Below are 18435 nucleotides of genomic sequence, written 5' to 3'. Positions count from 1 at the left end.
TCATACATTCTGAGGGCGCCAGCGCTTTAAGAGAAGGGCATTACTCAAGACGCAAAAACTGGAGAGTGCCATTGCACTGCCAGCTAGCATGGGCGATAAATAACCTAAAGCTGCCATTGGAATGCCTATCGTATTAAATGCAAACGCCCAAAATAAATTTTGGGCAATCTTATTCCAGGTTCTTTTTGAGATGTCAATTGCATCGGCAACCAAAGTGGGGTCGCCACGCATTAAGGTGATTCCAGCGGCTTGCATCGCTACATCGGTCCCAGTGGACATCGCCATGCCCACATCCGCCATTGCCAATGCCGGTGCATCATTCACGCCATCACCAATCATTGCGACATATTGCTTTTGAACTGCAGGCGGATTTTGTAGCCGATGAATCATTTGCGCTTTATCGCCTGGCATGATTTGCGCAAAGACTTCATCAATGCCGATGATTTTTCCAACGCGAGTAGCAGCGAATAAATTATCACCCGATAGCATTACCGTCCGAATATGTAATGCATGCAATGCGTCGACCGCTGATTTTGCATTGGGTTTTAGTTCATCTCCAAAAGCAATCACGGCGATTGGAATTGACACTTCCCCATCGTTGCTACTGGAGTCCATCAAGACAGAAACAGTCTGACCCTGTTCAAAATAAGCCTGCGCCTTTTGCAAAACGAGATTGTGCTGACTACTGCCCTCAAGCGAGGCTACGCTCTGCAAACGCAGTGTTTTTCCTGCAAAAGGACCACTACTTGGAATGCCTTCAATCCCAATACCAGGCAAGCCCTTGCTAAATGAGGTGGCGATCGGTGCGATACCTTTTTCTTTGGATGAATCTAGCAGTGCTCTAGCTAAAGGATGTTCACTTCCCAATTGCAAGCCTGCAGCAGTAGCAAGAATCTGATCAGCATCGGCAAGCGATGTATCCAAGGGCAGTAGGGCGAGCATGCGTGGCTTACCCATTGTTAATGTGCCAGTCTTATCAAAGGCAACGATATTGAGCTTATGAGCCAGCTCTAATACTTGTGGATCTTTAATTAAAATACCAAAGCGTGCGGCTATGCCAGTGCCAGCCATGATTGCAGCTGGAGTGGCTAAGCCAAGCGCGCAAGGACAAGCGATCACTAAGACCGATACGGCGCGCAAGATAGCAATCGAGATGGAGTCTAAGTAAAGCCAGTTGCCTAGGCCTGTCAAGAGCGCAAGCGCAATAACGGTGGGCACAAATATCGCACTCACCTGATCAACCAACTTTTGAATCGGCGCCTTTTGTGTTTGCGCTTCCTCTACCAAGTTAATCATTTGTGAGAGCACGCTTTCAATACCAACGGCTTGCGCCATGACTACCAGTGCACCTTCACCATTTAAGGAGCCCCCAATGACTTTTGACTCAATAGATTTCTTAAGAGGTTCGCTTTCGCCGGTGAGAAGAGATTCATCAATGTGACTAGTGCCAAAAATAATGACACCATCCACTGCAATGCGTTCACCGGGAAGTATGAAGACCTTATCGCCAGGCAGCACTTGTTCTAAAGGTAAGTCGCGATATTGATCGGCGCCAATATTTATATTCCCTCGCAGATCAACATTAGCATTCAACACTTTGGCATGCTCTGGCCAGAGCTGTTGTAGGGCGCGAATCGCTTCACTGGTTTGTTGCTTGGCGCGTGCCTCTAGCCATTTACCCAATAAGACCATACAAATGATGACCGCCGATCCTTCGAAGTAAAGTTCATGTGCGTGACTTGAAGTGAGCAAGATATAGAGGCTGAGTCCATAAGCAGCACTGGTACCTAAAGCAACGAGCAGGTCCATATTGCCCGCACCGGCCATGACTGATTTGTAGCCCGCTACATAGAAGCGCCATCCTAAAATGAACTGGACTGGTGTGGCTAAGGCAAGTTGCCACCAGCCTGATAAAGACCAATGAATGCCAAAAGGCATGAAGAACATCGGCAAGAAGAGCGGGGCTGACAGCGCAAAACTCAGAATCACTCGACCTAAGCCGTCAGCAGCCCAAAATGACTTGCCAATCTTCTGATCCAGATTGCCTCGAATAGAGCTTTCTTTGGCTTCGTAACCTGTCTTTTTCACTAGCGCGATGATGTCCGCCAAGCTTGATGAGCCCCGATGAACACGAATCCTTGCCTGTTCGGTGGCTAAATTGACGCTAGCAGCCTCTACCCCGGGAATCTTGTCTAAAGCCTTTTCTACCCGGCCAACACAGGAGGCGCAGGTCATTCCACCGATGTCGAGGGTATAAAACTCTGAATTAGATGATTCTGTGGGGCTCATGTAGAAGATAATCTACTGATGGGTGAAAAAAAGCCATTAACAACTGTATTTTTAGTGTTTTGAAGGGTTGGCCATGTTTACGCTCAAGGTTTCAGGAATGACTTGTGGTGGCTGCATCAAGGCAGTCACTCGGGCTGTGCAAGCCCAAGACCCTCAGGCTCAGGTTCAGGTAGATCTGGCGACTCAGGTAGTCACGCTAGAAACGACTCTTTCTCCAGAGTCAGCCTCCGAGCTCATCACGGAGGCCGGGTTTCCAGTTTCACATTAGCCCTTAAGCTTAGTTTTAGCAATTTTTTGCATGTGCGGTTAATCTACGCACTATTTGATTTTTCATCATTAGGCTTAATAAAAGAGTTGGAAAAGGCTTAAAAAGCCCGCCCCTCTGAATAGGAGAGAGTTTTGTCGCTTACTGTAGAGACTGTGCAAGCAGCACTAAAGGGTCTGATTGACCCAAATACTAAAATTGATTTCGTAACATCTAAGAGTGTTAAAAACTTACGCGTGGATGGTGGCGATGTTAGCTTGGATATTGTTTTAGGCTATCCAGCAAAAAGCCAATTTGATGCTATTCGTAAATCGGTGATTGCTGTGCTCCGTGAATTACCTGATGTTAAAAACGTCAGCGTGAATGTGAGCAGCCAAATCGTTGCGCACTCTGTTCAGCGCGGCGTCAAACTATTACCTAATGTAAAAAACATTATTGCTGTAGCCAGTGGCAAGGGTGGGGTCGGAAAGTCCACTACTGCTGTCAATCTTGCTTTAGCTTTAGCTGCTGAAGGTGCGCAGGTAGGCATGTTGGATGCAGATATCTACGGCCCAAGCCAGCCGATGATGTTGGGTATTACTGGTAGACCGGAATCCATTGAAGAAAATACGATGGAGCCTATGGAAGGTCATGGCCTCCAAGCGAGTTCGATTGGTTTCTTGATTGATAACGATGCGCCTATGGTTTGGCGTGGTCCTATGGTGACCTCTGCCTTAGAGCAACTATTGCGTCAAACCCGTTGGCGTGATCTTGACTATTTGATCGTGGATATGCCTCCTGGTACTGGCGATATTCAACTAACACTTGCTCAGAAGGTGCCTGTTACAGGTGCGGTGATTGTGACTACCCCTCAAGACATTGCTTTGCTGGATGCTCGCAAGGGTCTCAAAATGTTTGAAAAGGTGGGCGTGCCGATTGTGGGCATCATCGAAAATATGAGTACCTATATCTGCCCAAGTTGCGGTCATGAAGAGCATGTGTTCGGCACTGGCGGCGGCCAAAAGATGTGCCAAGAATATGGCGCAGACTTTTTAGGTTCATTGCCCCTGAACTTATCTATTCGTGAGCAGGCAGATGCGGGTCGTCCAACCGTAGTCGCAGATCCTGATGGTGCTATTAGCGAAATTTATAAAACGATTGCAAGACGAGTTGCTATTAAAGTAGCAGCGCTATCTAAAGATATGAGTAATAAATTTCCGAACATTGTGGTTCAAAACACCTAAGGCCCTATGCGTTTTGCTGTGATCATGCGCAAGCAGTTTGTTGATAACCCGTGGATTTCATATCGGTGGGCGCCGCATGAGGTATTGCCGGATTTTGGGCAGTTCACCAATTCAGCCAGTGTTGAGAACAAAATTGTGGGGCAATTTTTAGGGCGCGATGAGCAAGGTGAGTCCTGGTTGTTTACTGGCTATGAACTCAATCTTTATTTGGATGAGGTTGAAGGCTACTACCTCAATTTATCAGCAACCCTTCCTGCTTGGTTTGTCATGTGGCGTCTTGAGGAAGATGTTGAGAGATACATTGACGCACAATCTATTGATTTGGCTAAAACAGAGCCTACGTTTGCCATCCCCCATCGGATCAGCGTAAGCTACAACGAAGCAGGGCGTCTATTGGATGGCGGCGAGTCGGTCGATAGTGTACTTTTGTCTACAGAGCATGCCTCTTGGTTGCAAGAATATGTCAATGAACATTACCGTCCTGAACCAAAAAAGCGCCATCGTCCTGAATCATTCAAGGGTGCAAATCGCCCAGTGGAGGATTGATGGCTGATGGTTTTTTAAGTCGATGGTCGCGTCGCAAGTTAGGTGAGGATATTGAGCCTGAGAAAAAATCAGATGAGCTCACTCAGGAAAAATTAGCTGTCAGTCCGCAGACTATGCAGCAATCAGTCGAGCTCGAAGATGCTCTGCCGTCTGCTTCATTAGATGATGTTGAAAAGATAGATCGCTTTGCGCCAGATTTCTCAGCCTTTATGCAGCCTGGAGTTGATCCAGCAGTTCAGCAAGCAGCAATGAAGAAGATGTTTTCAGACCCGCACTTTAATATCATGGATGGTCTGGATATCTATATTGATGATTATTCAAAGCCAGACCCGATTCCTTTGGAGATGCTCAAGCGCATGGTTCAGTCCGATATGCTGAATATCTTCCGCAAGGATGATGATGGCGAACCTGAGACTGCTAGCGTTGTTAGCATCGATAATCCAGGATCCCAAGACCCAACTTTGCCCGCTCCTGACCAGACTGATTTAACATCCACACCAACATCTATTCAGGAAGTGGGGAATCAAGCCTCCTTACCTGTGGATAAAAAAACCAGTTAAGAAGAAATCAATGAGTCAAAAACTAGTCTGTAATTGCAATGGAACCATGCCTTTGGATGCAAGGGCGCTGGGTGTAACGATGCATACCTCTTTGTGTAGGCAAGAGATAGGCATCGCTATTCAGGCAATGAATGGTAACGACTCACTCGTGATCGCTTGTACTCAAGAGGGCGCCTTATTTAACGAGCTAGCAGAGCAATCCGAGAAGCCATTGATAGCACCACTACGCTTTGTCAATATTCGCGAGGTGGCTGGATGGACTCAGGAGGCTAAAACTTCTGGACCTAAGATTGCGGCTTTACTTGCCTTAGCGGATATGCCAGAAGCCGAGCCTGTTCCAGTGGTGAATTACGAAAGTCAGGGGCGCTTACTCATTGTTGGACCTGGAAATCAGGCCTTGCCCTGGGCTGAAAAATTAAGTGACTCTCTTGACGTCTCGGTGCTGTGCACCGAGCCAGGAGCATTGCCGATAGCCAGAAATTTCCCGACCTATACAGGTGAGGTGACTAAGTTAGATGGTTATCTTGGCCACTTCACGGTCGACTGGAATTTACAAAATCCAATTGATCCAGAGATGTGTACTCGTTGCGGCGCTTGTGTTGAGGTTTGTCCTGAGGGTGCGATTGATGACTCTTTCCAAATTGATCTAAACAAATGTAAGTCACATCGTGATTGCATCACTGCCTGTGCAGGCATTGGCGCTATTAATTTTGATCGAGTAGATCGTCAGCGTAGCTCCGAGTTTGACTTAATTATGGATTTGCGCGCTAACCCTCAAATGCGCATGAGTCAAACTCCGCAAGGCTACTTTGCCCCAGGTCAGGATCCATTCGAGCAATCTTTAGTGGCAAATCAATTACTCGGATTAGTTGGCGAGTTTGAGAAGCCCAAATACTTTGCTTACAACGAAAAAGTTTGCGCTCATGGCCGTAATGGCAAAGTAGGATGCAATGCCTGTATCGATGTCTGTTCCACCGGCGCCATATCTTCATTGTTCAAGAATGGACAGGGCACGGTTGAGGTAAATCCGAATCTTTGTATGGGTTGTGGAGCGTGTTCGACAGTCTGTCCATCCGGTGCAATGCGCTACAACTATCCAAGTGTGCCGCATCAAGGTAAAGAAATTAAAACGCTCGCTACGGTATTTGCTGCCGAGAGTGCTAAAGCTAAGAAATCTTCTGCTCCAACTCTGTTGCTTCATACACTCAAGGCGGGGACTCAGGCCTTAGATTCTCTCGGACGATCTGCTCATCTAAGGCCAAAACAATTTGAGGGCTTGCCATCCTTTGTACTGCCCTACGGGATCGAGCATATAGCCTCTACTGGTTTGGATTTATGGCTTGGTGCGCTTAGCTACGGCTTTAGTGAAGTAGTTTTGTTGCTGACAGGAGATGAGGATCCTAGCTATCGAGCTGCCCTAGAAACTCAAATTGACTTAGGCAATGCCATTTTGGCTGCTTATGGATTTGATGCCAGACTGTCGCAAATACAGCTAGGATCTGCTTCTGATCTTCAAGCAGCTTCGCAGGCGATGAGTAAACTTCGCCAGCGTGGCGCTTTATCAGCCATTTGTTCTCCCGCTAGCTTTGGTTTATCCAATCAAAAGAGAGAAACAATTGAAACAGTGTTGGAGCATTTGCAAAAGCAAGCGAAAGTAGCGTTACCAGCCGAGGGAGTAGCTTTGCCGCAGTCGTCTTTCTTGGGCGGACTAAAAATCAACCAAGACGCCTGCACACTGTGCATGTCCTGTGTGGGTAGCTGCCCTGAGGGCGCGCTACTCGATAACTTAGATGAACCCAAGCTTTCCTTTATTGAAAAGCAGTGCGTCCAATGTGGCATTTGCGTTCAAACTTGTCCAGAGCAGGCTTTGGCTTTGGCCCCTCGCTTGCAAACAGTGGAGCAGCGCAAGCAAAAGGTAGAACTCAATGAGACCAAGCCTTTTCATTGCATCGGTTGTGGAAAAGTATTTGGTACAGCAAAAATGGTCGATCTGATGCTGATGAAGTTGGGCGCTCACAGCGCCTTTGCTGGAGAGGCCTTAGAAAGACTCAAAATGTGCAGTGACTGTCGTGTTGTAGATATGGTGAAAAAAGAAACATGAGTGAACAGATAAAAGAAAGCTCCGTGACCGAAGTAGGTGATGTGGGTTTGCCGGAAGATTTGGCTAGAGCAGACTTGTATGGCTTGATTGCAAGGCTCTTTCAGGAAGCACCTGATCAAGAGTTGTTGGATCAAATAGTGTCTTCCATTCCAGAGGGTCAAGAGGCTCAGTCTGAAGGTGCCCCTTTAGCTAGGGTTTGGCAGAATCTGGTCGAAATGGCTAAAACCAATCCCGCTAAAGCTTGGCAAGATGAGTTTGATCAGAACTTCATCAGTGTCGGACGACCCATCATCATTCTGAACGGCTCTTTTTACATGGCCGGTTATTTAAACGAGAGGCCATTGGTAGAAATCCGTCGCGCTTTGGATGCTTTTGGTTTGGAATCTGCCGAGGAAATCTCTGAGACTGAAGATCATATTTCTGCGCTCTGCGAAGTAATGCGCTATCTGATTGCGGGTGATGACGTAGAGATATCTAACCTTACAAATCAAAGGGTCTTTTTTAATGACCATATTCGACCATGGCATGACGATTTATTCGATGCAATCGATAGCATCCCCGAGATGCGTCTTTACCACTCTGTCGCTTCTCTGGCTAGGGAATTCCTCGCTATTGAGGGTCAAGGCTTCGACATGATTTGATATTGCATTGCATCAAAAAGAGGGGTTAGTGTTTACCCCCCTTTTATATAAATTTTGTGTCTTTAATATGTCAGAAATGCAATTACCATTTAAACTTGATGGATATCAAATGAGCACTAAACAGGAGCATACGATGAGCACCAAATCTACAGCCGTAGTAATCGAAGAAAACAAGCCTTCCCGCAGGAAGTTTTTCATCGGGGCAGGTGCCACTGTTGGTGCCGTAGCAATAGCCTCCCAAACGCCTATTGGCAAAGCAGTTATTCAAGAAATTGGCAGCACTGTGCAGGGTAAAGATGATGGCTATCAACTCACAGCGCACATTCGTAAGTATTACGAAACCACCATGCTTTAAACCATTTGTTGATTTAGTCATTTCGAAATAGTTAATTAAAAATATTACTCAGGGACAAGATATGAGTCTGACTCGCAAATCTAATACTTCACAAAGCAGCCGCTCTACGCCTGCATCTCGCCTTATTGGTAGCCTCTCACGCGGACTTCAGTCTGCGGTACCAACAATGGATCGTCGAACCTTTTTGAAGCGCTCTGGCGTTGGTGTGGGTGCAGGAATTGCAGCTAGCCAACTGAGCTTCGTACAAAAAGCGGTTGCTGAGCCGAATAGAGCGATGTTAGACGGCAAGGGCAAGATTGAAGTGAAGAGAACGGTCTGTTCACATTGTTCAGTGGGTTGCTCAACCGATGCTACTGTTGAGAACGGTGTTTGGGTTCGCCAAGATTCCAACTTTGATTCTCCAATCAACATGGGTGCTTACTGCGCCAAGGGTGCCTCACTGCGTGAGCACGGTCACGGTGAATTCCGTCTCCGTTATCCAATGAAGCTAGTTGATGGCAAATACCAAAAGATTTCTTGGGATCAGGCCTTAACTGAAATCACTGCGCAGATGAAAGATCTCCGTACAAAATACAGCCCTGATTCTCTTTTCTTTATTGGGTCTTCTAAGCACAGCAACGAACAAGCCTATTTACTGCGTAAGTGGGTTTCTTTCTTTGGAACGAACAATACAGACCATCAAGCTCGTATTTGTCACTCAACCACAGTTGCCGGTGTTGCAAACACCTGGGGCTATGGCGCAATGACCAATAGCTATAACGATATGATGAACTCCAAAGCTGCCATGTATATCGGCTCCAATGCAGCAGAGGCCCATCCGGTATCGATGTTGAGCTTGCTCAATGCGAAGGAAAACGGCTGTAAGGTTGTTGTAGTTGATCCACGCTACACAAGAACAGCCGCTAAGTCTGATCAATTCGTCAGAATTCGTTCAGGTACTGATATTCCATTTTTGTTCGGTGTTCTGTATCACATCTTCAATAATGGCTGGGAAGATAAAAAGTACATCAATGACCGCGTATACGGTATGGATGAGATTCGTAAAGAAGTGATGGAGAAGTGGACACCAAAGAACGTTGAAGAGGCTTGCGGCGTTCCAGAAGCGGAAGTCTACAAAGTTGCTGAGACATTGGCAAAAAATCGTCCAAGCACAGTTGTTTGGTGTATGGGTCAAACTCAGCACACCATCGGCAATGCCATGGTCCGTGCTTCCTGTATTTTGCAGTTGGCATTAGGTAACGTCGGTAAGTCCGGCGGCGGAACCAATATTTTCCGTGGTCACTGTAACGTTCAAGGCGCTACTGACGTAGGCCCTAACCCAGATTCTTTACCTGGCTACTATGGTTTGGCAGCGGGTTCTTGGAAACACTTCGCGACTGTTTGGGATGTTGACTACGAGTGGATTAAAGGGCGCTACGCACCAGACATGATGGAGAAATCAGGTACTACTGTTTCTCGTTGGGTCGATGCGGTACTAGAGAAGAATGACATGATCGACCAGCAAACAGCCGTTAAAGGCTTGTTCTTCTGGGGGCACGCAGCAAATTCTCAAACTCGCGGCTTAGATATGAAGCGCGCGATGGACAAGTTAGATCTGCTCGTTGTGGTTGATCCATACCCAACAGCAGTAGCTGCAATGGCTGCAATGCCTCCTGCTGAAGGTAACTCAGTTAACAAGAACCGTAACGTATACCTCTTGCCAGCTACAACCCAGTTTGAAACTTGTGGATCAGCGACTGCATCGAATCGCTCGGTTCAGTGGCGCGAGAAAGTCATCGATCCATTGTTCGAGTCTGTACCTGACCACGTCATCATGCAAGCCTTTGCTGATCGTCTTGGTTTTGGTCAAGAGCTTTCCAAGAATTTCAAGATGCAGAGCTCCAAGTTTGCTGGTAAGCAATGGAAAGAGCCGCTGATTGAAGACATCCTCAGAGAAATTAACCGCTCTGTTTGGACGATTGGTTATACCGGTCAAACTCCTGAGCGTATTAAAGCGCACATGAGAATGGCAGGAACTTTTGATCCTAAGACGCTTAAATCCAGGGGTGGTGTAGACCCAGTATCGGGCTATGACACAACCGGTGATTACTATTGCTTGCCTTGGCCTTGTTACGGTACTGCAGCAATTAAGCATCCAGGCTCACCGAATCTCTATGACACCAGCAAGTCTGTGATGGAGGGCGGTGGTAACTTCCGCGCGAACTTTGGTGTTGAGAAAGATGGCAAGAATTTGCTGGCTGAAGATGGCTCTTACTCTAAGGGTTCAGCAATCAAGACGGGTTATCCAGAGTTTGACCATGTACTGGTGAAGAAACTCGGTTGGTGGAATCAATTGACTGAGGATGAGCAAAAAGCTGCTGAAGGTAAGAACTGGAAGACGGACTTATCAGGTGGTATTCAGCGCGTTGTCATGAAAAACGGTTGTCACCCATTTGGTAACGCCAAGGCCCGTGCTGTAGTTTGGAACTTCCCTGATCCAATTCCAGTCCACCGCGAGGCTTTGTATAGTACTAACGAGCCAATGATGCGCAAATATCCAACATCTGCGGATAAGAAGAATTTCTGGCGCTTGCCAACTCTGTACAAAACAGTGCAAGATAAAAACTTGAGCGATAAGTTGTACGAGAAATTCCCAATCATCCTGACCTCAGGTCGATTGGTTGAGTATGAGGGTGGTGGTGAGGAAACTCGTTCTAACCCTTGGTTGGCAGAGTTGCAGCAAGAGAACTTTGTGGAAATTAATCCAAAAGCTGCTGAAGCTCGCGGTATCAAAAACTGGGACTATGTTTGGGTTAAATCACCAACAGGTGCCAAGATCAAAGTTCGTGCGATGGTTACCGAGCGCGTTGATCAAGGAACTGCTTTTGTACCGTTCCACTTCTCTGGTTGGTGGCAAGGAGCTGACTTGCGTAAGTACTATCCAGAAGGTGCGTCACCAATTATTTTGGGTGAGTCGGTCAATACTGCAACTACCTACGGGTATGACCAGGTGACGATGATGCAAGAGACTAAAACCACCATGTGCCAAATCGAAAAATTTGCCTAAGTTAAAAAATAAAGTCAGGAGAACACAATGGCAAGAATGAAATTTATTTGTGATACAGAGCGTTGTATTGAATGTAACGGTTGTGTCACAGCCTGTAAGAACGATAACGAAGTACCTTGGGGTGTTAACCGTCGCCGTGTAGTCACGGTGAACGACGGCATCATCGGCAAGGAAAAGTCAATTTCAGTGGCATGTATGCACTGTTCAGACGCGCCTTGTATGGCTGTTTGTCCGGTCGACTGTTTCTACCGTACGGACGAAGGCGTTGTCTTACATGACAAAGATATCTGTATCGGTTGCGGTTACTGCTCATTTGCCTGCCCATTCGGTGCGCCACAGTTCTTGAGCTCAGGCGCCTTTGGTGTCCGTAGCAAGATGGACAAGTGCACCTTCTGTAGCGGTGGTCCTGAGGCCAATGGCAGCGTTGCGGAATTTGAGAAATATGGTCGCAATCGTTTGGCAGAAGGTAAGCTGCCTTTGTGCGCAGAGATGTGCTCAACTAAGGCACTGATCGGTGGTGATAGCGAAGTGATCTCCTCTATTTACGCCAAGCGTGTTTCTGTTCGCGAAGCAAATGGTAGGTATCCAAGTAAGGATATTTTCGGTTGGTCTACTGCTTACGGCCCAATGGATTCTCCTGCGCCAAAACCAACGCCTGCTGACAAAATCCCAGGAGCTAAATCATGAGATTTAATCTAAAAACCATTGGTTTATGTCTCGTTGCAGGCGCCACCTTGGCTGCTTGCTCCGAGCCTCCTGAGATTGCGGCTAAAGCTGCAAAGCGTCCAGACGTTGCACCTTACATGGGGGCTGATAACGGCTTCATGACTAAGGGTTGGACTCCAAAGGATGAAAAAAGCTGGACCGAGTCGGTCGATAAGCGTAATCAGAATCAATCTGAGTATTCACGCTTTAAGTCATCAGTTAAACAATAAATAAAATGAAAACGTTTAAGGATATTTGTATGAATCGATCATTCTCTAGTGTTAGTCGCTCCTGGTTGCTAGCCCTTGGCGTATCGCTAAGTTTGCTTAGCGGTCTTGCCATGGCAGAGCGTGCGCCAATGCCACCGCTACCATCTCCAAGTGGTATTGACTATCCAAAGAACCTTGGCGCTGTTTCTGATGGCAGCCAAGCTCAATCTCAGCCTGCAAATTCTGCTCAGGTTGGTGAGCAGTTCCTTTGGAACTCAGCAAACAGCGATCCTTACAACACTATCAGTATTCCAGATAAAGAAGCGAGTGTGTTGATTCAACGCGCTGGTCAGCAATGGCGCTTTATTCGTAATGGCGTCATCACGGTTTATGGCGGCTGGTTACTAGCCCTTGCTTTCTTCGGCATCGCAGCCGTGTTCATCATCAAGGGCCCAATTAAATTACATGCGCCGATGTCTGGTCAAAAAATCAAACGCTTTAACGGCTTTGAGCGCTTTACTCACTGGGTAATGGCTTTTAGCTTTATTGGACTAGCTTTGACTGGTATGTTGATTTTGTGGGGCAAGTTTTTTGTGATGCCAATAATGGGTGGTGTTGCCTATGGCACTTTCTTGAATATTTGCAAAAATATTCATAATTACTCCGGCCCACTCTTTACTCTGAGCGTGGTGATTTTCTTCTTGCTCTTTGCTACTAGAAATATTCCTGGAGAGGGCGACCTCACTTGGATTAAGTCCTTTGGTGGCATGTTCGGTGGAAAACATCCGCCTGCAGGCTTCTTTAACTTCGGTGAGAAAATCTGGTTCTGGTTTGGTATGACTTTCTTAGGCTTGGTCATCTCAGGATCTGGTTTTGTACTCGACATGATTGTTCCCTTCATGGAAGTTCAATACATTCGTGGAACCATGCAGTTGGCTAACATCATTCACAGCACAGCTTCAATCTTGATGACTACGATGGCTATGGGTCATATCTACATCGGATCGATTGGTATGCAAGGTTCGCTCGATGGTATGAAGACTGGTTACGTTGACGGTACCTGGGCTAAAGAACACCATGAAATCTGGTACAACAAGGTTAATAAATAAGGACAAGGCCATGAAAAAACTCATCGCTTTAATGCTCTGTACATTTGCATCGGCTTCAGTGTTTGCTACTCTGCCGCCGCTCACTCCTGAAGCCAAAGCAGCTGATGATCTCGCAAAAGCTAAGACAGCTTATGCCGGTCGAGTAGGCGCTTTTCAGTTATGCCAAGCAATCAATAAGGTGGCTGATCAATACCGTGTTCCTGGCACTCCAGCACCAGCGGCTTGCGTTGCCCCGCCACCGTTTGTTGCTCCGGGTGCACCAACAGCAGCAGCCCCGGCACCAGCAGCAAAGTAATTAGTCGACGAGTAACTCTTGATGTAAGTAGCGTTTAGCTGCTCGTGTCTGAGGATCGGCAAAGAAGGGACCTACGGGTCCTTTTTCTTTTATCTGACCATCATCAATGAAGATGATGTATTCAGCGATTCTTTGTACTTGTGCAAGTTGGTGGGATGTGAAGATGACATCAGAGCCTTGAGATTTAAATTGGCGAATGATTTCTTCAACTTGTTCTGTAGTGTTTGGATCTAAATTAGCCGTAGGTTCATCTAGCAAAACCAAGTGAGGCTTTTGCAAAATAGCTCGACCCAAGCAAAGCTTTTGTCTTTCACCTGCCGAGAGTTTATGCGCAGGACTATTGGCAAGATGACTTAAGCCGATCTGTTCCATCACCACATCAATAGCAATAGAGTTGATTGAGGAGTCTGAGTCTTTGACCATCGCAATATTAGTTCGTGCTGAGGCTTTGATCATCGGCGTATGGTGCAATACCAAGGACGATTTGATGGGACCGCTTGAGTGGGTAACAGTGCCCGAGTCTGGTTTGATTAGGCCGTCAATTAATTTTAGGAAAGTTGTTTTGCCGGCACCATTGGGGCCAATACAAGCGCAAATTCGATCAGCTGGAATCACTGCATGAGGAATATCCAAGATGATCCGCCCATCACGTTTAACAATGACGTCTTTGAACTCGACAAATTGCTTAAATTGTTCCGAGTGATTAACCATAGCGACGCTCCGCAATCTGGCGAACTGCAAATGTAAAGAGATTTGCCAGCAAAACAATGCCCAACAAAACAATCCCCAAAGCAAGTGCCAATGGGAGATCGCCTTTACTGGTTTCAAGTGCAATTGCTGTTGTCATGGTACGAGTAGATTGATCGATATTGCCGCCGACGATCATGACTGCACCAACCTCAGATATGGCTCTAGCCAGCCCCGCTAAAACTGCAATCGTGAGAGAAAACCGACAGTCCCAAACAAGCCATTTCAGGGCAGATAGTCTAGGTAAGCGAAGTGCCATAAATGAATCCCGGTGAATTCTCCAAGAATCCTCTAGGATTTGTCGGCTCAGGGCCGCAATTAAGGGGGTTGTGAGCAGTGTTTGGGCCAAGATCATGCCCTTGGGCGTGAAAAGCCATCCCCATACTCCTAAAGGCCCTGTTCTGGAGAGCAGTAGATACACAATGACGCCAATAATCACGGTTGGGACGCCCATGAGGGTATTCAAGATCAGCGTAATGGTTTGCTTGCCCCGAAATTCCTCTGTAGCTAATAGGGCGCCAATGGGTAGTCCTAGTAAGGTGCCCAGTAATAAAGCGCTAAAACTAACCTGAAGCGAAACCAGCACAATGCCAATGACCCCGGCATCTAAATGCAAAAGTAGTCCGAAAGCATCCTGAAAGGTCATCAACATGGGCTAGATTCTAGCAAGGCGATGGCAAAATGACATAAATGCAAACAATTTCTCTTTTTTGAACTCATGGCTGAAGTCATTTGCCTCTGTAACGAGGTCCTTGATGTTGATCTTCGCGAATATCTCGACGGGCATCCGATCGATTCGATTGAAGAGTTGCGCGATCAAGCCGCTATTTGCAATAAGTGTATGCAGTGCCAAGATTTAGTTGAGAGTGAAATCTATTCAGCACGGGTGCGACGACAGCGCGCCGCAGGACAGTTTTGATGTCAGCAGTGCAACTAGGTCGCTTTAGCGTCATGACCATGAATGTCCACAAGGGGCTATCACCCTTGCATAGAAAATCTACCATCTATGAGTTGCGTCAAAAAATGCGCAGCCATCATCCGGACTTACTATTTCTACAAGAGCTTCAGCAAGAGCATCGTGGACGGATCAGGAGATTTGGCCAATGGCCAATAACAGAGCTCACCCATTTTTTATCGGAAGACTTTTGGCATGATTGGCACTACGGTAAAAATGTTGAGTATCCCGATGGTCATCATGGCAATGCCATTCTCTCAAAGAGACCATTACACAAGGGTGAAAACTACAATATCTCAGCCTATCGATTCGAGAGGCGGGGCTTGCTTCATAGCGTTACTCGGCTAGAGGGCAATGAAACGCCGATTCATTGTTTTTGTGTCCACCTGGCTTTATTTGAAAGAGGGCGAGAGCGTCAATTAGATGAAATTATTCGTTACATTGATTCACTCGCAGAGGGCGGGCCAACCATTGTGGCGGGTGACTTTAACGATTGGCGTAATCGTGTCAGCGCTCCAATGCGTGCCGCTGGTTTTCAAGAGGTTTTTGAGGTGCTTACAGGCGCTCCTGCAAAAACCTTTCCCAGTGTGAAGCCTCTGCTTCCCATGGACCGAATTTATGTACGAGGCTTAAGGATTCATTCGGCAGCAGTTTTGCATGAATGGTTAAAGCTCTCCGATCACTTAGGTATTACTGCTGAACTGGAAATCATATGAGCATATTAAATTTTCTATTGGGCTCTATTTTTGGGTTCTCTTTAATTTGGGTTCCCATAGTTCATGCAGTCATTGTGATTCTGTTTGGATTTAGATTAATTTCTGTGAGAAGACCAGTCGGTGTTGCAATTGCATGGTTTTTGATTGTGGTCTTATTTCCAATTCTAGGTATCAGTCTTTATATCTTGATTGGAGAGCGCCCCGTAGGTCGCAAGCTCACGAGAAAAATTATTCGGATGGATAAAGAATATGCAGCTATCACGGCAGAGATGCGTCAGCACTATCAAGCCGATAAGTTGCAACTCCCAATCGAGGGTAGGGCTCTTAGCTTATTAGCAGAATCCAAAAATGGATCTCCTGTGATTGCTGGCAACAAGATCGAGTTATTTACGAGCTCACTAAAAATCCTACAGGATTTTATTGACGAAATTAATCAGGCAAAAAAATCACTGCATTTAGAATTTTATATATGGGCGTTGGGTGGCGATGCTGATCGAGTGGGCGAGGCCTTAATTGGGGCGGCTAAACGTGGCGTGGTTTGTAAGGTGTTATTGGATTCATTGGGAAGTAAAGATTGGTTTAAATCTAGCTGGCCTCATCGTTTTAGAAATGCTGGTATTCAAGTGACTGAGGCATTACCAATTCAAATTGGACGCTTCCAATTTCGCCGTGCGGATCTCAGACTACATCGCAAAATATTTGTGATTGATAACGCCGTCGTTTGGACTGGCAGTATGAATATGGTTGATCCACGCACTTTTAAGCAAGACTCTGGTGTGGGTGAGTGGGTAGATGCTATGGTCAGAATTGAAGGCCCAGTTGCATCTCAGTTTGAGCTGACATTCTCTTTTGACTGGAGTGTTGACAACGCCACAATAAACCACTTCAAAGCTGTGGCACCCACTCCCAGTCCGATTGAGGGACGAGTTCTTGCCCAAGAGTTTTCTTCTGGTCCGGTGTATCGCGATGACATCTTGTATCAGGTATTACTCTCCGCCATCATGGATGCACGCAAAGAACTCATCATTACTACGCCTTACTTTGGTCCGGATGATGGCTTGATTCAGGCGCTGATGGCAGCAGCTGGTCGCGGTGTGAAGGTCACTTTAATTGTTCCTAAGTTGAATGATTCAGCGCTAGTCGCCTGGAGTAGTCATAGCTTTTATGCTGACCTGATGGATGCTGGCGTCAATATCGCTGAATTCCATGGCGGCTTATTGCATACCAAGAGTTTGCTAATAGATAAGCAGGTCGCAATTTTTGGATCAGTGAATTTTGATCAGCGCAGCTTGCGCCTCAATTTTGAAATCAGCTTAATTGTCTACAACGATGCGTTTTGCGCCAAGCTTGAGACACTGATTGAGTCCTACTTAGCCCAATCTGATTTAGTTGATCCAATCAACTGGGCTAAGCGACCACGTTGGCGTGTTTTGTTAGAGAACGCGGCACACCTTGCTTCGCCTCTACTTTAAATCGCTCCTTGGCTACGCATTTCCTCAATCCCACTTGCGGCAATACCAAGTTCAGCTAGGATAGCTGCAGTATGTTGCCCCACCGCAGGAATGTCATCCATACGGTAGTCGAAGCTGTTATTACTACCAGGCGGCAGCATCGCTGGAATAGGGCCTACGGGTGATCCGACTTGTACCCAGCGCTTTCGTGCTTTGAGTTGATCGTGATTCCATAAACCCTGCATATCATTTAGTCGGGCATTGGCGATTTGTGCTTGATCTAGCTTTGCTATGACCTGCTCGGTAGTCAGTTTGCTAAAACACGCATCAATAATGGAGAGTAATTCATCGCGCTTTTCATTACGTTTGAAGTTTTTATCAAAGCGCTCATCTTTGGCGAGGGCTAGATTTTCAAGTACCACTTCACAGAATAAAACCCACTCACGATCATTTTGTAAGCCTAGCATGATGGTGCCACCATCGCCCGCTTTAAATGGCCCATAAGGATAGATCGTGGCATGAGATGCACCATTACGAGGAGGGGGTGTCGCACCCTCATAGGCATAGTACAGTGGGTAACTCATCCATTCACCTAAAGACTCGAGCATAGAAACATCGATCGTAGATCCCTTGCCAGTCTTGCCCCGTTGTAATAGTGCTGCCAGTACATTGGTGTAGGCATACATGCCTGCAGCAATATCGGCAATCGAGTTACCTGCTTTACTAGGGGTTTCTGGAGTGCCGGTAACGGATAAGAACCCAGCCTCACTCTGAATCAATAGGTCATAGGCCTTTTTGTCGCGATAAGGACCATTATTTCCGTAACCTGAGATGTCACACAAAATCAAACCCGGATTATCTTTTTGTAGGAGCTCTGCAGTCAATCCCATGCGGGCTGCCGCACCAGGCGCCAAGTTTTGCACCAAAACGTCAGCTGTTTTGAGTAGCATCTTTAATACTGCTAGCGCAGATTCTTGTTTGAGATCTAAGGTCAGACTTTCTTTAGAGCGATTGACCCAAGTGAAGTGAGAGGACATGCCATTGACGCGCTCATCATAGGCACGGGCAAAGTCCCCGGCACCAGGTCTCTCTACCTTGATAACGCGCGCACCTAAATCAGCTAATTGGCGAGTGCAAAAAGGAGCGGCAATAGCATGCTCTAGAGAAACCACAGTGATGCCATCCAAAGGACGAATACTCATGTCATTACTTATCTAAAAAT

General features: G+C 46.6%; 19 protein-coding genes. 15 read left to right on the top strand and 4 right to left on the bottom strand.

Annotation, left to right across the window (positions count from 1 at the left end; all coding sequences use genetic code 11):
- A complete protein-coding gene (locus C2758_RS06630; protein WP_215327486.1) occupies positions 1-2289 on the bottom strand; it encodes a cation-translocating P-type ATPase in 2289 nt (762 codons plus the stop codon).
- Between the two features lie 73 nt (positions 2290-2362).
- On the opposite strand from C2758_RS06630, the gene C2758_RS06625 reads away from it, so the two are divergent.
- From C2758_RS06625 to C2758_RS06570, 12 genes are all read left to right on the top strand, one after another.
- On the top strand, positions 2363-2557 hold the full coding sequence (locus C2758_RS06625) for a heavy-metal-associated domain-containing protein (RefSeq protein WP_215327485.1): 195 nt from the start codon (positions 2363-2365) through the stop codon (positions 2555-2557).
- A 131-nt stretch (positions 2558-2688) separates the two neighbouring features.
- Complete coding sequence (gene apbC / locus C2758_RS06620; RefSeq protein ID WP_215327484.1) at positions 2689-3777, top strand: iron-sulfur cluster carrier protein ApbC; 1089 nt, start codon at positions 2689-2691, stop codon at positions 3775-3777.
- A gap of 24 nt (positions 3778-3801) precedes the next feature.
- Complete coding sequence (locus tag C2758_RS06615) at positions 3802-4323, top strand: DUF3305 domain-containing protein (protein WP_251369156.1); 522 nt, start codon at positions 3802-3804, stop codon at positions 4321-4323.
- Positions 4323-4883 (top strand): DUF3306 domain-containing protein, encoded by a 561-nt coding sequence (locus tag C2758_RS06610; RefSeq protein ID WP_215327482.1) that lies wholly within the window; start codon positions 4323-4325, stop codon positions 4881-4883. The genes C2758_RS06615 and C2758_RS06610 overlap by 1 nt, the downstream gene beginning before the upstream one ends.
- A 10-nt stretch (positions 4884-4893) precedes the next feature.
- Positions 4894-6984 carry a 4Fe-4S dicluster domain-containing protein gene (locus C2758_RS06605; protein WP_215327481.1) on the top strand — a complete coding sequence of 697 codons (2091 nt, stop codon included), beginning with the start codon at positions 4894-4896 and terminating at the stop codon, positions 6982-6984.
- Entirely contained in the window at positions 6981-7625 is a 645-nt protein-coding gene (locus tag C2758_RS06600; RefSeq protein WP_215327480.1) for a molecular chaperone, read from the top strand. The genes C2758_RS06605 and C2758_RS06600 overlap by 4 nt, the downstream gene beginning before the upstream one ends.
- Before the next feature lie 133 nt (positions 7626-7758).
- Entirely contained in the window at positions 7759-7980 is a 222-nt protein-coding gene (locus tag C2758_RS06595) for a formate dehydrogenase (protein WP_215327479.1), read from the top strand.
- 61 nt (positions 7981-8041) lie between these two features.
- A complete protein-coding gene (locus C2758_RS06590) occupies positions 8042-11026 on the top strand; it encodes a formate dehydrogenase subunit alpha (RefSeq protein WP_215327478.1) in 2985 nt (994 codons plus the stop codon).
- A gap of 27 nt (positions 11027-11053) precedes the next feature.
- Positions 11054-11713: a formate dehydrogenase FDH3 subunit beta gene (fdh3B, locus tag C2758_RS06585; protein ID WP_215327477.1), complete on the top strand. Its 660-nt coding sequence runs from the start codon at positions 11054-11056 to the stop codon at positions 11711-11713.
- A complete protein-coding gene (locus tag C2758_RS06580; RefSeq protein WP_215327476.1) occupies positions 11710-11961 on the top strand; it encodes a hypothetical protein in 252 nt (83 codons plus the stop codon). The genes fdh3B and C2758_RS06580 overlap by 4 nt, the downstream gene beginning before the upstream one ends.
- 29 nt (positions 11962-11990) lie before the next feature.
- Positions 11991-13049: a formate dehydrogenase subunit gamma gene (locus C2758_RS06575; RefSeq protein WP_215327475.1), complete on the top strand. Its 1059-nt coding sequence runs from the start codon at positions 11991-11993 to the stop codon at positions 13047-13049.
- Between the two features lie 10 nt (positions 13050-13059).
- The gene (locus C2758_RS06570; RefSeq protein ID WP_215327474.1) at positions 13060-13344 is read left to right on the top strand and encodes a hypothetical protein; all 285 of its coding nucleotides are present in this window, start codon (positions 13060-13062) and stop codon (positions 13342-13344) included.
- On the opposite strand, the gene C2758_RS06565 is transcribed toward C2758_RS06570, so the two are convergent.
- Positions 13345-14055: an ATP-binding cassette domain-containing protein gene (locus C2758_RS06565; protein WP_215327473.1), complete on the bottom strand. Its 711-nt coding sequence runs from the start codon at positions 14053-14055 to the stop codon at positions 13345-13347. It lies immediately after the preceding gene.
- Positions 14048-14743, bottom strand: a complete 696-nt coding sequence (locus C2758_RS06560; RefSeq protein ID WP_215327472.1) for an ABC transporter permease — start codon at positions 14741-14743, stop codon at positions 14048-14050. Before C2758_RS06560 ends, C2758_RS06565 begins: the two co-directional genes overlap by 8 nt.
- 66 nt (positions 14744-14809) lie before the next feature.
- On the opposite strand from C2758_RS06560, the gene C2758_RS06555 reads away from it, so the two are divergent.
- The 3 genes from C2758_RS06555 to cls are packed head-to-tail and all read left to right on the top strand — an operon-like array spanning position 14810 to position 17234.
- Positions 14810-15010: a hypothetical protein gene (locus C2758_RS06555; protein ID WP_215327471.1), complete on the top strand. Its 201-nt coding sequence runs from the start codon at positions 14810-14812 to the stop codon at positions 15008-15010.
- Positions 15010-15762: an endonuclease/exonuclease/phosphatase family protein gene (locus C2758_RS06550; protein WP_215327470.1), complete on the top strand. Its 753-nt coding sequence runs from the start codon at positions 15010-15012 to the stop codon at positions 15760-15762. Before C2758_RS06555 ends, C2758_RS06550 begins: the two co-directional genes overlap by 1 nt.
- Positions 15759-17234: a cardiolipin synthase gene (cls, locus tag C2758_RS06545; RefSeq protein WP_215327469.1), complete on the top strand. Its 1476-nt coding sequence runs from the start codon at positions 15759-15761 to the stop codon at positions 17232-17234. Before C2758_RS06550 ends, cls begins: the two co-directional genes overlap by 4 nt.
- Here the strand turns inward: cls and C2758_RS06540 are convergent.
- A complete protein-coding gene (locus C2758_RS06540; RefSeq protein WP_215327468.1) occupies positions 17231-18415 on the bottom strand; it encodes a CaiB/BaiF CoA-transferase family protein in 1185 nt (394 codons plus the stop codon). The genes cls and C2758_RS06540 overlap by 4 nt on opposite strands.
- Between the last annotated feature and the right edge of the window lie 20 nt (positions 18416-18435).

Origin of the sequence: Polynucleobacter sp. AP-Sving-400A-A2 (genome assembly GCF_018688155.1) — a bacterium.
Lineage (GTDB): Bacteria > Pseudomonadota > Gammaproteobacteria > Burkholderiales > Burkholderiaceae > Polynucleobacter.
The sequence above is the reverse complement of the archived record's forward strand: the minus strand, read 5'-3'. Positions and strand labels throughout refer to the sequence as shown.

Bases quoted from the DNA above. Each gene is read 5' to 3' on its own strand.
- C2758_RS06630 (WP_215327486.1), bottom strand. From the start codon at position 2,289: ATGAGCCCCACAGAATCATCTAATTCAGAGTTTTATACCCTCGACATC.
- C2758_RS06625 (WP_215327485.1), top strand. From the start codon at position 2,363: ATGTTTACGCTCAAGGTTTCAGGAATGACTTGTGGTGGCTGCATCAAG.
- C2758_RS06615 (WP_251369156.1), top strand. From the start codon at position 3,802: ATGCGCAAGCAGTTTGTTGATAACCCGTGGATTTCATATCGGTGGGCG.
- C2758_RS06610 (WP_215327482.1), top strand. From the start codon at position 4,323: ATGGCTGATGGTTTTTTAAGTCGATGGTCGCGTCGCAAGTTAGGTGAG.
- C2758_RS06605 (WP_215327481.1), top strand. From the start codon at position 4,894: ATGAGTCAAAAACTAGTCTGTAATTGCAATGGAACCATGCCTTTGGAT.
- C2758_RS06600 (WP_215327480.1), top strand. From the start codon at position 6,981: ATGAGTGAACAGATAAAAGAAAGCTCCGTGACCGAAGTAGGTGATGTG.
- C2758_RS06595 (WP_215327479.1), top strand. From the start codon at position 7,759: ATGAGCACCAAATCTACAGCCGTAGTAATCGAAGAAAACAAGCCTTCC.
- C2758_RS06590 (WP_215327478.1), top strand. From the start codon at position 8,042: ATGAGTCTGACTCGCAAATCTAATACTTCACAAAGCAGCCGCTCTACG.
- fdh3B (WP_215327477.1), top strand. From the start codon at position 11,054: ATGGCAAGAATGAAATTTATTTGTGATACAGAGCGTTGTATTGAATGT.
- C2758_RS06580 (WP_215327476.1), top strand. From the start codon at position 11,710: ATGAGATTTAATCTAAAAACCATTGGTTTATGTCTCGTTGCAGGCGCC.
- C2758_RS06575 (WP_215327475.1), top strand. From the start codon at position 11,991: ATGAATCGATCATTCTCTAGTGTTAGTCGCTCCTGGTTGCTAGCCCTT.
- C2758_RS06570 (WP_215327474.1), top strand. From the start codon at position 13,060: ATGAAAAAACTCATCGCTTTAATGCTCTGTACATTTGCATCGGCTTCA.
- C2758_RS06565 (WP_215327473.1), bottom strand. From the start codon at position 14,055: ATGGTTAATCACTCGGAACAATTTAAGCAATTTGTCGAGTTCAAAGAC.
- C2758_RS06560 (WP_215327472.1), bottom strand. From the start codon at position 14,743: ATGTTGATGACCTTTCAGGATGCTTTCGGACTACTTTTGCATTTAGAT.
- C2758_RS06555 (WP_215327471.1), top strand. From the start codon at position 14,810: ATGGCTGAAGTCATTTGCCTCTGTAACGAGGTCCTTGATGTTGATCTT.
- C2758_RS06550 (WP_215327470.1), top strand. From the start codon at position 15,010: ATGTCAGCAGTGCAACTAGGTCGCTTTAGCGTCATGACCATGAATGTC.
- cls (WP_215327469.1), top strand. From the start codon at position 15,759: ATGAGCATATTAAATTTTCTATTGGGCTCTATTTTTGGGTTCTCTTTA.
- C2758_RS06540 (WP_215327468.1), bottom strand. From the start codon at position 18,415: ATGAGTATTCGTCCTTTGGATGGCATCACTGTGGTTTCTCTAGAGCAT.